We start from the raw sequence: 14,603 nt of genomic DNA on the forward strand, positions 1-14,603 counted from the left end.
ACAATGCGCGGGTCTCGCCTGAATTTTGCCCCATTTGTGTACAGTACGCCTAAAAATTTGACGCTGTGCGAACGCATGGGCTCCAATGTTTAATCTTTTGTAAATATTGGAGCCGATCATGCTTGCGGCCCGCATCCTTGCCCCCGCCCTTGCACTGGCGCTTTTCCCCCTGATCGCGACGGCCTCGACCCGTCCGCCGGCGCCGCTTGAGGCCGGAGAGCTGATCGACGTCCCCGGAAACGCGGACCGGACCCTGTTCGGCGCCGCCGCCGGTGACCTCCTGACCTGGACCTGGCAGCCGTCGCACATGCTCAGACCCGGACCGGAGTGGCTGTTCGACGCGCTGTTCCGTGGCGCACGGCGCGACGGCGGCACTGGTGGCGTGGTGGTCGGGCCGTCGGGCTATTACAAGATCGTGCTCGAAGGGACGGTGCCGGGCGCTTCCGGTCCGGAGGCCCGGTCGGGCGGCGGTTCGTCGCGCAGGCCCGAGGGGCCCGGCGCGTCCAGCCGGCGCGGCTTCGGCGGCGGTGGCGGAGGGGGCGGTGGCTTCGGCTCGCTGCCGCAGCTGTCCGGCGGTTCCTCTGCCGGGGCCGGAGAGGACACGACGCCGTCGGATGGCGATCCGTCCTCGCCCGGTGTCGTGCCGTTGCCGCCCGGCCTGCTGTTGCTGGCATCCTCGGCGGCTGCCCTTGCCGGGCTGCGCCGCCGTCGCCGCTGATCAGGCCCCGGCCGCTTCGGCGCCGGTGTTGCCCGCATCGATGTGGAAGGTCTGGGTCTTCCCGTCCTTGGATTCGCCAAGATAGATCGTCTGGTGCGGGAAGGGGATCTCGATGTTGCGGGCGTCGAAGACCTTCTTGCAGATCTCGTTGTAGGTCCGCCCCACGCCCCACTGTGTACCCGGCACACACTTGATCCGAGCGCGGCAGACGACGGCGCTGTCGGCCAGGGACTGCACGCCGAACCATTCCATGTCGGACATAATCTTGGCGCCGGTGTCGGGATCGGAGCGCAGCTCCTCGAAGGCGTCGAGCATGGCCTGTTTCACCTCATCCACGCTCTCGCGGTAGGCGACGCCCATGTCGGCGACGAAGTAGCCGTAGTCGCGCATGTAGTTCGACACCATGTCGACGGAGGAGAAGGGGATGATGTGGAACACCCCCGACACGTCACGCAGGGAGACGGAGCGGATGGTCAGCCGTTCGACCGTGCCGGTCGTGCCACCGACAGTCACCACGTCGCCGACGTTCATCGCGTTCTCGAACTGGATGAAGATGCCGGTGATGATGTCCTGCACCATCTTCTGCGCACCGAAACCGACGGCAAGGCCCAGCACCCCGGCGGAGGCGAGCAGCGGCGCAATGTCGAGCCCGATCTCGGAGAGCACGAACATCATCGTGATGATGATGAGCGCGATGGTCGCGGCGTTGCGCAGCAGGGTCAGCAGGGTACGCTCGCGGGCCGAGGCGACCTGGCCGAACTCCGGGTTCAGGCGGTAGTCGACCCAGGACGTCAGGGCGAGCCAGATCACGAAAGACACCAGCAGCACTGCGGCGACGGAGAACAGGGTGGAGGTCAGGCGGATGCCGATCTGGCTGGCCAGCCAGCCGCGCAGGTCCAGAAGGTCGATGGCGTTCAGGGCCAGCGCCACGACAACGGCGAAGATCAGCAGACGCAGGACGAACAGCACGCGGGGGACAAAACGGTTCAGCCGGGTTTCCAGCAGCGGCATCCGGGCGGTCATGCCCTCGGGCAGGTGTACGCCGCGGACCATGGCCCGGCTGATCACGCCGGAGATGGCCACGCCAAGCAACCCGATCAGCGCCACCTGAGCCGAGGCGACGAAGGTGCGGAACGCGGCATCGCCGGGGCGCACCAGCACGATCATGAACATCGCGAAGATGTAGATCAGCGCGGCCCAGTGCCAGTGCGTCGCCATGAAGTGCAGCGGGCCGCGGCGCGGGGCGGGGCTGGGGTCGGCGGTCAGGGTATCGGCCATGCCTGCGGCGTCGGTTGCAGGGGTCGCGGCCTCGGCCGCAACGGCGGTCATCGGGTCACCGACCAGGGGCGATTCAGGCGGGCGTGGCGTCGTGTCGTCCAGCATCCATGCGGTCACGGCCTTGCGGTTGCGCAGGACCAGCCACACGGCAAAGCCCAGCACGGCAATGGCCACGAGTGCCGCGACCGCCCGCCCGGCGGCGTAGGAGACGTTGGCATTGATGATCGGCACCACCAGCAACTGTCCGTAGCCACCGATCCCGACCAGCAGGCTGAGCCGCGATGTCAGGTATTTCGCCGCCCGGTCCGATACCGGCAGCGGGCGCAGGTGCGTGGCCGAAGGCGACAGGACAAGGCGCAGTCCGACCTTGGCCATTTCGACGATCAGGAAGGCGTTGAGGTAGAGCGTCTGGCGGATGCCGATCGACCCGAAATCCCCGAGGGCAAGCAGCGCGATGGCGTAGCCCGCGGCCCACGCCAGAACCACGTTCAGCGCGTCGATGAAGCCCGACGCGATGTAGAGCGATACGGTACGCGCCACCCCGCCTTCACGGGCGGAGGCCCCCATGCGGGCGTAGATCGACTTGCCGATCCGGCGCAGGCCGATGAAGACGACCACGGTCGCGACGATGACGAAGGCCAGTTCCTTGAGCGCGTCGAGAAGGACGGCAAGCTCTCCGCCGCTCAGCCCGTCCAGCACGCCGGGGCCGGAGGTCAGCTGCGACCAGAGCGCGGTCGCCTGCCCGGCCAGTCCTTCCGCCGCCTCCTGCGTGATGATCGCGATGCGGCGGCCGAAAGACAGGTTCTCCGACGGCGGGGTGCCGTCGGACAGGCCTTCGACGATGGCATCCGGCGTCACCTCGTCCGTCGCACCGGCGGCGCGCAGCTGTTCGATCAGCTTCTCGCGGGCCGCGTCATCCTCGATCACGTCGAGCAGCAGGTCGAGGCTGGACCTGTCGGCCGGGGTGTCGGCGGTCTGCTCTGCAGGGGCATCCTGCGCGAGGGCCGAAAGCGGGAGGAAGAGGATAACGAGGAGAATCTTGAGAAGATGCATCGGGCCTTCGCGGGTCGGAAACGTGTTTCCGGCCAATAGGTAAGGCGATGGTCCGAGATTCAACCTCTGCGTGGGCTTTTCCGCCGCCGCCGCCGCGTCACCCGGCCAGAAGGCGCACTAGTGTGGCCTGGGTGACATAGCCTGTTACCTCAATACCACGCGAACTCTGGAAGCGGCGGATGGCGCGGCGGGTCTCCGCATCGAACGCGCCGTCCGGGGTTCCCGGCTCCATTCCGAGCTGGAGCAGGCGGCGTTCGACGAGCAGGCGGGTAACCTGATTGCCGACGACGCGGGCCTCCTCCGCCTCTGCCGCACGCTCCGCGCTGTCGTCACGCGGCGGCTCCCGCAGTTCGGTGATGCGCTGGCGGGCGGCATCCTCGAACGGGCTGTCGGGATGGGCGCGCAGGAAGGCGATGTAGGCCTCCTCGGTGTCGGCTTCGGTTGCGCGCAGCCATGCGGCGCGGGCCTCGGCGGTGGCGCGGTCCTGTTCGGCCTGCGCAATCCGGGCGAGCCGTTCCTTCGCCGTATCGGCAAAGAGCCCGTCGGGATAGCGGTCGAGATAGGCCTGCAGCCCGGCCTTGTCCCCGGTCGATCCGGTGCGGGCCCAGTAGTCGCGATCCTTCTGCTCCTCCGCCGCGCGGCGGGCTTCGGCTTCGCGCTCCAGCTCGGCGGCGCGGGCGGCGCCTTCGGAACGGAGCGTGGCGAGCTGCTGCGCGTCGAGATAGCCATCGGCGCCAAACCGGCGGGCGGACTGCCAGTCGGTCAAGGCCTTGCGGGTGGCGGGGCCGAAGATGCCGTCGGTGCCCCGCGTGTTGAATCCGAGGATCGTCAGATAGCGCTGCACCTCCCGGCGGGCCTCGCGGGTCAGGGCAAGGTCGTCCTCGGCATCCTGCGCGCGTTTCAGCGGGGCATCCTTCAGGGCGGCGATGCGGGCGCGGGCATCGGCGGCGAACGTGCCGTCCGGGTAGCGGTCGAGATAGGCGCGAAGGGCCGCTTCCGACCCGATGTCCTGTGCAGCGTTCCAATAGGCGAATTCACCGGGGTCTGGCCGGCTCGGACCGGGGGCCGCCGGTGACGCGCCGGTGCGCAGGCCGATGGCGGACGACAGGAAGCCGTCGTAGGTCACCCCGCGCGGCGCACGGGCGGCGGCGCTGGCATAGGTCGCGTCGGCGGGCAGCAGGCCGTCGCGCAGGGCGGAGAACAGCGCACGTACCTCGCCCGTCACGCGGGCCACGCCCTGAGGCACGGCGATTTCTCCGCCGCCCGGGGACAGGGCGATACCGGTGTCGCCCGCGTCGCCGGATGGCGCGAGAAGCACGGCGGCGCGACCCTGCGCGGTTCCGGCGAGAGCGAACAGCGGGGACAGCGCCTGCCCCATGGTGGCGACGGTGAAACCGTCGGGATTTCCGGCGTCTTCGGCCAACAGGTAGGTCTCTGCCCCGGTATGGGCGAGGTGGCCGGAGAGGATGATGACGATGCGGTTGTCGCGGTCGGCAGCCACGGCGGCGGCAAAGTCCCGAACCATGGCGGAGGTTTCGGCGGCCGTTCCGTCCTGCAGCGCGAATGTGGTGAAGCCTGCGCCCTCAAGCTCCGATTCAAAGCGCGCGGCGTAACGGTCTCCGGAGAGGTCGTCGAGCGTGGCGTAGTCGGAGTTCACCAGAACGAGGGCGAGGTCCTCTGCCGCGACTGGTCTGGCAGCAGAGGCGGTTACGGCGATGGCGAGGATGCCAATTGCACTGCGGATCATGTCTCCGGTCCTCCTTCCCGCGCGGTCCGGAGGGCCGGGCGGTATTCAGTCGTAGGTCCGCTGATCCTCTATGACCTTGCCGTCATTGGGCAGCGCACCCGGTGTAACAACCTCGATACGGCCCTTCAGTTTCAACAGGTCAATAACAGACTTCTGATAGTCGATAACATCGCCGCCCTCGGCCTCGACCTGAACGACCATGACGTCCATCTCTCCCTCACGCTGCGCAAGCACGCGGGCGCGGCGGATTTCGGAGTGGCGGGCGACGAACTGGGCGACCTGTTCGGGGCGCACGAACATGCCCTTGATCTTGGTTGTCTGGTCGGCGCGGCCCATCCAGCCCCTGATGCGCAGATTGGTCCTCCCGCAGGGGGAGATCCCGGGCATCACGGCAGACAGGTCGCCGGTGGCGAAGCGGATCAGCGGGTAGTCGGGGTTGAGTGTGGTGACGACGACCTCTCCGACCTGACCGGGTTCGACGGGATCGCCGGTGCCGGGGGTGACGATTTCCACGATCACGCCCTCGTCCACGATCATGCCCTCCATGGCGTCGGATTCGTAGGCGATGTTGCCGAGGTCGGCGGTGGCGTAGCTTTGCAGGCAGGCGATGCCCCGGTCGGCGTATTCCTTGCGAAGGGACGGGAAGAGCGCCCCGCCGCCGACCACGGCGCGCATGATCTTCAGCGGCAGGCCCATCTCGTCGGCCTTGTCGAGGATGATCTTCAGGTAGTCGGGCGTACCCGCATAGGCGGTGCAGCCGATGTCGTGCGCGGCCTGGGCCTGAAGCTCGGTCTGGCCGGTCCCGGCGGGCAGCACCGCCGCGCCGACGGCGCGCGCGCCGTTTTCAAAGATCATGCCGGCAGGGGTCAGGTGGTAGCCGAAGCAGTTCTGCACGATGTCGCCCTTGCCGATGCCCGCCGCGTGCAGGAAGCGGCCCATGCGCCACCAGTCATGCCCGACGCCACCGGGTTCGTAGATCGGTCCCGGCGACTGGAAAATATGGGCGAAACCGGCCGTCGGCAGGGTGGTCAGCCCGCCGAGGGGGGCGGATTTCTTCTGGGCGGCGCCAAGGTCGGACTTGCGCAGCACGGGCAGCGCGGCGAGGTCGGCGACGGTGCGGATGGCGGCCGGGTCCACGTCGGCCAGCGTTCCGGCATAGCCCGGCAGGGCCTTTGCGGCGGCGATCTGGCGCGGCAGGTCGCCCGAGATGGCCTCGGCCCGTTCGTCAGCGGTGCGGGTTTCCAGCGTGTCGAAATATGTCATCGGTCGGCCCTCCCGGTCGCGGTGATGGTACATCAGCTCAGCCAGCGCTTGCGGCGGCGATAGGAGCGCACGTCACGAAAGGACTTACGCCCCTCATCGCTCATGCCAAGGTAGAATTCCTTCACATCCGGGTTTTCACGCAGCTCTGCCGCGGGTCCGTCCATCACGATGCGGCCGGATTCCAGAATGTAGCCGTAATGGGCGAACCGCAGGGCGACGTTGGTGTTCTGCTCCGCCAGAAGGAAGGTCAGCCCCTCCTTCTCGTTCAGGTCCTTCACGATGCCGAAGATCTGTTCCACCAGCTGCGGGGCAAGACCCATGGACGGTTCGTCGAGCAGGACGGTTTCCGGCTTGGACATGATCGCGCGGCCGATGGCGACCATCTGCTGTTCCCCGCCCGAGGTGTAGCCGGCCTGGGATTTCCGCCGCTCCTTCAGGCGTGGGAAATATTGGTAGACCATCTCGAGATCGGCGTCGATTTCACCCTTGGATACACCGCGGGTGTAGGAGCCGGTGAGCAGGTTTTCCTCAACCGTCAGGTGTTCGAAGCAGTGGCGCCCCTCCATCACCTGAATGACGCCCTTCTTCACCAGCGCGGCGGGGTCGAGATTGGCGACCCTTTCGCCGCGGTAAGTGATGGTGCCCTTGGTGACCTCACCGCGTTCCGAATGCAGCAGGTTCGACACCGCCTTGAGCGTAGTGGTCTTGCCCGCCCCGTTGCCGCCGAGCAGGGCGGTGATGCCCCCCTTGGGAACGGAGAGGGAAACACCTTTCAGCACGAGGATCACGTGGTTGTAGATGACCTCGATGTTGTTGACCTCGAGGAGCTTTTCCTGGGTTTGTCCGGCATCCAGCATCTGGGCGGTCCTCTTGCAGAAAGGTGGGGGTGCCCCGGCCGGGTGTGTGGCCGGCCGGGGCGGGGTCAGGTCAGTCGCAGTTCGGCGTGATGCCGGTTTCGTCGGCGTAGGCCTGGCTGTCCTCGGCGATCAGCGGCTGGATCACGTCCTGGTTGGACTCGATGTAGTCGGTGATGAGCACGAACTTGTCCGCCGCCGCATCCCACTGGGACACCGCGCCAAGACCCTGGCCGCCGTGGTTCTGGCAGGAGCCCTTGATCTCGGGGCCGAAGCCGGGCAGGCCGAGCGCCTCGTAGGTCGCCTCGGTAATCTCGAGGTTCTCGTAACCGTCACGCACCATGGCGGGCGTCACATCCGCGGTGCCGTGGATCTCCTGCGCCTTCTTGATGGCTTCCGCCGTCATCAGGGCCGAGTAAAGACCGCGCATGTAGAGCACCGTGCCGACCTGATCGCCCGCGCCTGCGCCCTTGCCGGCGTCATGCACGTATTTCTTCAGGTCCGCGAAGATCGGGTAGTCCTTTTCCAGACCGTTGAACGTCAGAGCCTTGTACCCGTTGGCACCTTCGCCTGCCGGACGCACGTCGTTCTCGGATCCGGACCACCAGATGCCGATGAAGTGGTCCATCGGGAAGCGGATGTTCACGGCTTCCTGCACGGCGACCTGGTTCATCACGCCCCAGCCCCACATGATGACGTAGTCGGGCTTTTCGCGGCGGACCTGAAGCCACTGCGACTTCTGTTCCTGACCGGGGTGGTCGACGGGCAGCAGGGTGAGCTCATAGCCGTGGATCTTGCCCAGTTCTTCCAGCGTCCGGATCGGCTCCTTGCCGAAGGCGGAGTTGTGGTAGACCAGCGCGACCTTCTTGCCCTTCAGATCGCCGCCTTCCTGGTCGAGGATGTGACTGATCGCATGGGACGCGCCGTCCCAGTAGTTTGCCGGGTAGTTGAAGATCCAGCGGAAGACCTCACCGTTCTTGGCGGAGGTCCGGCCGTAGCCGACCGAGTGGACCGGGATGCCGTCGGCGGTCGCCTTGGGGATCAGCTGGTAGGTGATCCCGGTGGACCAGGGGTGGATGGTCAGCGGGTTCTTGGACTTGACCGCCTCGTAACATTCCACGCCCTTCTCGGTGTTGTAGCCGGTTTCGCATTCCTCGAAGACGATCTTTGCGCCGCCGATGCCGCCGTCACGTTCCTGCAGCAGGGTGAAATAGTCGGAATACCCGTCCGCGGTCGGAATGCCGTTCGCGGCGTAGGGGCCAGAGCGGTAGGTGAGCGACGGGATGTAGAGATCCGCCAGCGCCGGAGCGGCGGCCATCATGGCGGCCGCGGCTGCGGTGATAAGGGTCTTGGTCTTCATCGGTAAGGTACCTCCCTAGTTTATCCGATGGTTTCGATGCGCCGGGGCTCCTCTCCCCGGTCGTTATGAGCCCGGCCCCGCCTCAGTGCGGGAAGGGCCAAAGTCTGAGCTTCTCCTTGCTGACGCGCCAGAGCTGGGCGAGCCCGTGCGGTTCGGCGATCAGGAAGATGATGATGAGCAGGCCGACGATCATCAGTTCCAGATGCGCGGCCAGATCGGTCGGCCAGCCGAGCGTGCCGACCAGCAGGTTCTTGAGCAGCACCGGCATGCAGACCAGGAAGGCCGCGCCCGCGAAGCTGCCGAAGATGGAGCCGAGCCCGCCGATGATGATCATGAAGAGCACGAGGAAGGACTTGTTGATGCCGTAGACTTCTCCGACCTCGACCGCGCCGAGGTAGACGGCGAAGAACAGCGCGCCCGAGATGCCGATGAAGAAGGACGACACGGCGAAGGCGGTGATCTTCGCGCCGAGCGGGTTCACCCCGATGATTTCCGCCGCGATGTCCATGTCGCGGATCGACATCCATTTCCGCCCCACGGTTCCCCGCGTGAGGTTCCGGGCGAGGATCGCGCAGCCCACGGTGAAGACGAGGCAGAACAGGTAGACCGCCCAGGGTTCGCTGGCCGGGCCGGAGATGGCATGGCCGAAGATGGTGCGCTCCGGCGCGTTGATCTGGCCCGAGGCGGAGTAGTTGTAGAACCACGGCACCCGGTTGAAGAGCCAGACAAGGAAGAACTGCGCCGCCAGCGTCGCAACTGCGAGGTAGAAGCCCTTGATCCGCAGGGACGGCAGGCCGAACAGCACGCCGACGACGGCGGTGATGCCCCCGGCGATGATGATGTGGAAGAACAGGTTGATGTCCGGGAAGGACGTCATCAGCTTGTAGGTCGCATAGGCGCCCACGGCCATGAAACCCCCGGTGCCAAGCGACACCTGCCCGCAGTAGCCGACAAGGATGTTCAGCCCGATCGCCGCGATGGCGTAGATCAGGAAGGGCAGCAGGACGGCATTGGCCCAGTAGTCGTTGATGATGAAGGGCACCACGCCGAAGGCGAAGGCCAGCACGGCATAGTAGCGCCAGCGATCGAACTTGATCGGGAAGGTCTGGTTATCGTCGACGTAGCTTGTCTTGAAGTCGCCGGCTTCGCGGTAGAACATTTCTCAGACCTTTCCGTTTTTCGGAGCACGCGCGGGCACCGGGGCTTCGGCGCGGCAAGGTGTCGGGATGGCGGTCAGGGCCAGCAGGGCGAGGGCCGTCAGGAAGAACGTCGTCATGCCTGCACCCTTTCCAGCGCCCTGTTCAGAGCGTCTTCGCCGGTGGCCTTCGCCTTGGTCCGTTCCTTGACGGGCCTGGCCGGCGCGGGGCGGTCCTGCTGCTGCTCTGCCGTCAGTTCGTTGATCGCGAGCGCGTGTGCGTCGGGAAAAGCCCACATGGTCAAACCCTCTCGATGATCTTCTCGCCGAACAGGCCCTGCGGCCGGAAGACGAGGAAGAGAAGCGCGAGGACATAGGCGAACCAGTTCTCGGTCGCGCCGCCGACCAGCGGGCCGATGAGGAATTCGAACATCTTTTCGCCCACGCCGATGATGAGCCCGCCGACGATGGCGCCGGGGATGGAAGTGAACCCGCCCAGCATCAGAACCGGCAGGGCCTTGAGCGCGATCAGGGAGAGCGAGAACTGTACCCCGGACTTCGCGCCCCACATGATGCCCGCGACCAGCGCGACGAAGCCCGCGATGGACCAGACCAGCACCCAGATGAAGTTGAGCGAGATTCCGACCGACAGTGCGGCCTGATGGTCGTCGGCCACGGCGCGCAGGGCGCGGCCCTGCTTGGTGTACTGGGAGAAGAGCATCAGCGCGATCACGAGGATGATGGCAATCGCCGTCGCCCAGAGATCGAGGTTGTCGATGAAGAAGCCGTAACCGAACAGGTTGAAGGTGAAGTCGTCGATCACCCCGTTGATCCCCTGCGGCAGGCCGACGTCGAGCTTCTTGATGTCGGCACCCCACATCAGGTCGCCCAGACCCTCCATGAAATAGGCGAGGCCGATGGTCGCCATGAACAGGATGATCGGTTCCTGGTTCACCAGATGCTTCATGATGAGCGTGTTGACCAGCCAGGCCAGCCCGACCATCACGGCGACGGTCAGGATGATCCCGACCAGCGCGGGGAAGTGCCAGCCGAAGTGATGCACCTCTGTCCCGAAGACCGCGTTGATGAGATGGGCGAAGGGCACCTGCCCCTCCATGATCCCGACGAGGGTCAGCGCGGCGAACAGCGCCATGACCCCCTGCGCGTAGTTGAAGATCCCCGACGCCTTGTAGATCAGCACGAAGCCGAGCGCGACGAGGGCGTAAAGCACCCCGGCCATAAGACCGTTCAGGAAGACTTCCATTCCGAAGAGAAGCTGATCAGGCATGTCCCGGTGCTCCGTTCATTTGCAATTGAGGCGACTCAGGGCGGCACGTATTGTCACGCCAGCACCCTTCCGAGGAAAGGACGCCGACCCCATGGCACAGACTGTGATGACAGGATCGAGGGGGCCGGTCGTGGCCTCCGTCCAGATCAAGGTGAATATCCGGCAGAACCCGACGCCGCTGCTTGTGGCGGACGGAATCTTCGGACCGAAGACCAAGGCGGCGGTTGTCGCGTTCCAGAAGGCGCGCAAGCTGGTCGCGGACGGGATCGTCGGCCCCAAGACCCATGCGGAACTTGACCGCCCCTCGCCCATTGTCGAGATCGAGCATCAGGTCACGCATATCCCGCAGCCGACCAACACGACCTGCTGGGCCGCGTCCACCGCGATGATGACCAAGTCCAACGTGCCCGCGGTGATTGCCAAGACCCCGCCCGACATGATCGGCGCAAGCGGCGGGCTGAAGAACAGCTCCGGCTCCGATCAGGCGATCGTCACGGGGACCAAGTACGGCATGGTTCACGGGCTGCGCTGTTACGCGCCGATGTCCTGGGGCACGCCCGCTTTCGTGGCGTTGATCCGGCGCGGTCCGATCATGCTGGACATGCTGTGGAAGGCGGACGAATACGCGGCGGGAAGTGCTTCTCCGGGGCACATGGTGGTGGTCGCCGGCGTACGCAGCGACGGCAATCCGACTGGCTCGGGCACCTTCGTCAAGGTACTGGACCCCTGGGCGCCCAATATCGGCAAGATCAGCTGGGAACGCTACGACACCTGGATGCAGGAGGTTCCGACGCGCACCTACCGGGTGTTCGAACGGCTCTGAGCCCGTTTTATCGCGGGCGCGGTCAGTCATGTGCCACGCCGAGATAGGCGTCGATGACGTCTTGGTTGTTGCGCACCTCATCCGGGGTGCCGTCGCCGATCTTTTTACCGTAATCCATCACGACCACCCGGTCGGAGAGGTCCATCACCACCCCCATGTCGTGTTCGATCAGGGCGATAGTGGTGCCGAATTCGTCGTTCACGTCGAGGATGAAGCGGGACATGTCCTCCTTTTCTTCGACGTTCATACCGGCCATGGGTTCGTCCAGCAGCAGAAGCGACGGTTCGGCGGCCAGCGCGCGGGCCAGTTCGACCCGTTTCTTCAGACCGTAGGGCAGGCGTGACACCGGGGTTTTCCGGATGTTCTGGATTTCGAGAAAGTCGATGACCTTCTCGACCACCTCGCGGTTGGCGACCTCTTCGCGTTCCGCCTTCCCCTTCCAGATCGCCTGCGCCAGCATGTTGGATTTCATGTGGTTCAGCCGCCCGGTCATGACGTTGTCGAGCACGGTCATGCCTTCGAACAGCGCGATGTTCTGGAAGGTTCGGGCGATGCCCTGACGCGCGACCTCGTAGGGTTTCATCGGCGGACGCGGCTTGCCCTTGTAGAGCACCTCGCCCTCCTGCGGGACGTAGAAGCCCGAGATGACGTTGAGCATGGAGGACTTGCCCGCGCCGTTCGGGCCGATGATCGCGCGGATCTCTCCCTCCCGAATGTCGAAGGAGATGTCCTTGATCGCCACCACACCGCCGAAGCGCAGGGTAATGTTCTTCATCTCCATGACCACGGGGCCGATCTGGCGGCCGTCGGCGGTCACATAGCCTTCGGTCTGGTCAAGCATGGGGAGCCTCCTGTCCTGCGCGGGTCATTCCGCCGCCACCTTCTGCGTCGTCACCGGCACGGTCTTCGCATCACGGATTTCCAGCGTGGCCGAGATGTAGCCCTTGCGGCCGTCCTCATATGTCACCTCGGTCCTGGTCGAGATCCGCTCGGACCCGTCGTAGAGCGCGGTGATGAGGTCGTGGTATTTCTCCTCGATGATGCGGCGGCGGACCTTGCGGGTGCGGGTCATTTCGCCGTCATCGGCGTCCAGTTCCTTGTGCAGGATCAGGAAGCGGTGGATCTGGCAGCCCGAGAGCATCTCGTCCGCGGCGACGGAGGCGTTGACCTCTTCCACATGCGCTTGAATGGCGGCGACAACCTGCGGATGCCCGGCGAGTTCCTGGTAGGACGAATAGGCGATGTTGTGGCGCTCCGCCCAGTTGCCGACTGCCGACAGGTCGATGTTGATGAAGGCGGTGCAGCGGTCGCGGCCATTGCCGAAGACCACGGCCTCGAGGATGTTCGGGTAGAACTTTAGCTTGTTCTCCACGTATTTGGGCGCGAACATCGACCCGTCGGCCATCTTGCCCACGTCCTTGGCACGGTCGATGATGCGCAGGTGGCCGGTGTCGGGTTCGAAAAAGCCCGCGTCGCCGGTGGCCACCCAGCCCTCCGCGTCCTTGGTTGAGGCGGTGCTTTCCGCGTTCTTGTAATATTCGACGAAGACGCCGGGAGAGCGGTAGAAGACCTCCCCGGTCTCGCCGATCTTGACCTCGACCTTGGGCGAGGGCACGCCGACGGTATCCGCACGGACCTCTCCATCCGGCTGCTGCGTGATGAAGACGGAGGCTTCGGTCTGGCCGTAGAGCTGTTTCAGGTTGATCCCGAGGGAGCGGTAGAACTGGAAGATTTCCGGCCCGATCGCTTCCCCCGCCGTGTAGCCGACGCGCACGCGGCTGAGGCCGAGCGTGTTCTTGAGCGGGCCGTAGATGAACAGGCCGCCGAGCATGTACTTGAACCGGTCCCAGGCACCGACGGACTTGCCGTCGAGGATCGCGGGGCCGACCCGCTTGGCGTGATCCATGAAGGTCTTGAACAGCCACTTCTTCATCCGGGTTGCGTCCTCCATCCGGATCATGACGGTGGTGAGCTGGGTCTCGAACACGCGGGGCGGGGCGAAGTAGTAGGTCGGCCCGATCTCGCGCAGGTCGCCCAGAAGCGTTTCCTCGCTTTCCGGGCAGTTGACGCAGAAGCCGGTCCAGTAGGCCTGCCCGATGGAAAAGATGAAGTCGCCGACCCAGGCCATCGGCAGATAGGCCAGCACCTCGTCCCCCCGGTTCAGGCTGTCGAAGTCCGAGGAGGCGATGGAGGTTTCGATGATGTTGCGGTTGGACAGCACCACGCCCTTGGGCTTGCCGGTGGTGCCGGAGGTGTAGAGCATAACGCAGGTGTCGTCGTAGGTGATTGCGGCCTGGCGGCGGTCGAGCTCTGCCGTCAGTTCATCGCGCATGGCGTGGCCCTCTTCCTGCACATGGGTGTAGGCGTGCAGGCGGGAATGGTCGTATTTGCGCAGGCCGCGCGGGTCGAGGTAGATGAGCTGTTCGAACTGTTGAAGCGTTTCCTGCACCTCGATGACCTTGTCGACCTGCTCCTGATCCTCGGCGATGACGAAACGCGCGCCGCAGTGGTCCAGCACATAGGCCATCTCCTCGGCCGCGCTGTCCTGGTAGACCGGGACGGGGATCGCGCCAACCATCTCGGCCGCAACGACGGACCAGTAGAGATGCGGTCGGTTCGACCCGATGATCGCGATAAAGTCGCCCTTGTTGACGCCGAGGTTGATGAGCCCGAGGGCGAGGTTGCGGATTTCGTCGCGCGTTTCGGACCAGGACCAGGTCTGCCAGATCCCGAATTCCTTTTCGCGGTAGGCGGCCTTCGTTCCGAATTCAGCGGCGTTGCGGTCAAGCAGTGCCGGTATCGACACGAATTCACCCGCGCCGGTGGACGCAGTTGCCATACGTTTTCCCCTCCCTTGTCCGGCGTCTCCTCACGCCGGTCCGCCGCTCTCGGGCGAATCCTTCCGTTACCGGAATGTCATCAAGGACTCGCCGGGAAGTCTTTCGGCATCATTTCGGGAATCTAACGAATTGTAACAATGGGTCGGTGGAACGGCCGGGCCACCGCGAAGCTGTCAACCGCGGGCCCAGGGTCCTTCGGTCAGGCCGTAGGGAACCGCGGTGAGGGAATTGCGGCAGAATACAG

General features: G+C 65.3%; 12 protein-coding genes. 2 read left to right on the top strand and 10 right to left on the bottom strand.

Going from position 1 to position 14,603, the window contains the following annotated elements:
• The first annotated feature begins 118 nt into the window (after positions 1 to 118).
• Complete coding sequence (locus IEV87_RS13220; RefSeq protein ID WP_188478126.1) at positions 119 to 718, top strand: hypothetical protein; 600 nt, start codon at positions 119 to 121, stop codon at positions 716 to 718.
• Here the strand turns inward: IEV87_RS13220 and IEV87_RS13225 are convergent, their stop codons facing one another.
• From IEV87_RS13225 to IEV87_RS13260, 8 genes are all read right to left on the bottom strand, one after another.
• Positions 719 to 3,049 (bottom strand): mechanosensitive ion channel domain-containing protein, encoded by a 2,331-nt coding sequence (locus IEV87_RS13225; protein WP_188478127.1) that lies wholly within the window; start codon positions 3,047 to 3,049, stop codon positions 719 to 721. It lies immediately after the preceding gene.
• A gap of 97 nt (positions 3,050 to 3,146) precedes the next feature.
• Complete coding sequence (locus IEV87_RS13230; RefSeq protein WP_188478128.1) at positions 3,147 to 4,796, bottom strand: peptidoglycan-binding protein; 1,650 nt, start codon at positions 4,794 to 4,796, stop codon at positions 3,147 to 3,149.
• Between the two features lie 45 nt (positions 4,797 to 4,841).
• The gene (locus tag IEV87_RS13235) at positions 4,842 to 6,059 is read right to left on the bottom strand and encodes a phenylacetate--CoA ligase family protein (protein ID WP_188478129.1); all 1,218 of its coding nucleotides are present in this window, start codon (positions 6,057 to 6,059) and stop codon (positions 4,842 to 4,844) included.
• 32 nt (positions 6,060 to 6,091) lie between these two features.
• Positions 6,092 to 6,916, bottom strand: a complete 825-nt coding sequence (locus tag IEV87_RS13240) for an ABC transporter ATP-binding protein (RefSeq protein ID WP_188478130.1) — start codon at positions 6,914 to 6,916, stop codon at positions 6,092 to 6,094.
• A 70-nt stretch (positions 6,917 to 6,986) separates the two neighbouring features.
• A complete protein-coding gene (locus IEV87_RS13245) occupies positions 6,987 to 8,273 on the bottom strand; it encodes an ABC transporter substrate-binding protein (protein WP_188478131.1) in 1,287 nt (428 codons plus the stop codon).
• A gap of 82 nt (positions 8,274 to 8,355) precedes the next feature.
• Positions 8,356 to 9,432, bottom strand: a complete 1,077-nt coding sequence (locus IEV87_RS13250) for a branched-chain amino acid ABC transporter permease (RefSeq protein ID WP_188478132.1) — start codon at positions 9,430 to 9,432, stop codon at positions 8,356 to 8,358.
• Positions 9,433 to 9,545: 113 nt separating this feature from the next.
• Positions 9,546 to 9,707: a hypothetical protein gene (locus IEV87_RS13255; RefSeq protein ID WP_188478133.1), complete on the bottom strand. Its 162-nt coding sequence runs from the start codon at positions 9,705 to 9,707 to the stop codon at positions 9,546 to 9,548.
• A gap of 2 nt (positions 9,708 to 9,709) precedes the next feature.
• Positions 9,710 to 10,696 (bottom strand): branched-chain amino acid ABC transporter permease, encoded by a 987-nt coding sequence (locus IEV87_RS13260; protein ID WP_188478134.1) that lies wholly within the window; start codon positions 10,694 to 10,696, stop codon positions 9,710 to 9,712.
• 91 nt (positions 10,697 to 10,787) lie between these two features.
• Between IEV87_RS13260 and IEV87_RS22985 the strand changes: the two genes are divergently transcribed.
• On the top strand, positions 10,788 to 11,519 hold the full coding sequence (locus IEV87_RS22985; protein WP_269902646.1) for a peptidoglycan-binding protein: 732 nt from the start codon (positions 10,788 to 10,790) through the stop codon (positions 11,517 to 11,519).
• Positions 11,520 to 11,541: 22 nt separating this feature from the next.
• Here IEV87_RS22985 and IEV87_RS13270 read toward each other — a convergent pair whose 3' ends face one another.
• On the bottom strand, positions 11,542 to 12,360 hold the full coding sequence (locus tag IEV87_RS13270) for an ABC transporter ATP-binding protein (protein ID WP_188478136.1): 819 nt from the start codon (positions 12,358 to 12,360) through the stop codon (positions 11,542 to 11,544).
• Between the two features lie 24 nt (positions 12,361 to 12,384).
• On the bottom strand, positions 12,385 to 14,358 hold the full coding sequence (locus IEV87_RS13275; protein ID WP_188478137.1) for an AMP-binding protein: 1,974 nt from the start codon (positions 14,356 to 14,358) through the stop codon (positions 12,385 to 12,387).
• Positions 14,359 to 14,603: the final 245 nt, after the last annotated feature.

The sequence above is a fragment of the Primorskyibacter flagellatus genome (assembly GCF_014638275.1).
Classification (GTDB): Bacteria; Pseudomonadota; Alphaproteobacteria; order Rhodobacterales; family Rhodobacteraceae; genus Pseudooceanicola; species Pseudooceanicola flagellatus_A.

Excerpts from the sequence above, each read along its gene's own strand:
- IEV87_RS13230 (WP_188478128.1), bottom strand. The coding sequence starts at position 4,796 with ATGATCCGCAGTGCAATTGGCATCCTCGCCATCGCCGTAACCGCCTCT.
- IEV87_RS13235 (WP_188478129.1), bottom strand. The coding sequence starts at position 6,059 with ATGACATATTTCGACACGCTGGAAACCCGCACCGCTGACGAACGGGCC.
- IEV87_RS13240 (WP_188478130.1), bottom strand. The coding sequence starts at position 6,916 with ATGCTGGATGCCGGACAAACCCAGGAAAAGCTCCTCGAGGTCAACAAC.
- IEV87_RS13275 (WP_188478137.1), bottom strand. The coding sequence starts at position 14,358 with ATGGCAACTGCGTCCACCGGCGCGGGTGAATTCGTGTCGATACCGGCA.
- IEV87_RS13255 (WP_188478133.1), bottom strand. The coding sequence starts at position 9,707 with ATGTGGGCTTTTCCCGACGCACACGCGCTCGCGATCAACGAACTGACG.
- IEV87_RS13225 (WP_188478127.1), bottom strand. The coding sequence starts at position 3,049 with ATGCATCTTCTCAAGATTCTCCTCGTTATCCTCTTCCTCCCGCTTTCG.
- IEV87_RS22985 (WP_269902646.1), top strand. The coding sequence starts at position 10,788 with ATGGCACAGACTGTGATGACAGGATCGAGGGGGCCGGTCGTGGCCTCC.
- IEV87_RS13270 (WP_188478136.1), bottom strand. The coding sequence starts at position 12,360 with ATGCTTGACCAGACCGAAGGCTATGTGACCGCCGACGGCCGCCAGATC.
- IEV87_RS13250 (WP_188478132.1), bottom strand. The coding sequence starts at position 9,432 with ATGTTCTACCGCGAAGCCGGCGACTTCAAGACAAGCTACGTCGACGAT.
- IEV87_RS13245 (WP_188478131.1), bottom strand. The coding sequence starts at position 8,273 with ATGAAGACCAAGACCCTTATCACCGCAGCCGCGGCCGCCATGATGGCC.
- IEV87_RS13260 (WP_188478134.1), bottom strand. The coding sequence starts at position 10,696 with ATGCCTGATCAGCTTCTCTTCGGAATGGAAGTCTTCCTGAACGGTCTT.
- IEV87_RS13220 (WP_188478126.1), top strand. The coding sequence starts at position 119 with ATGCTTGCGGCCCGCATCCTTGCCCCCGCCCTTGCACTGGCGCTTTTC.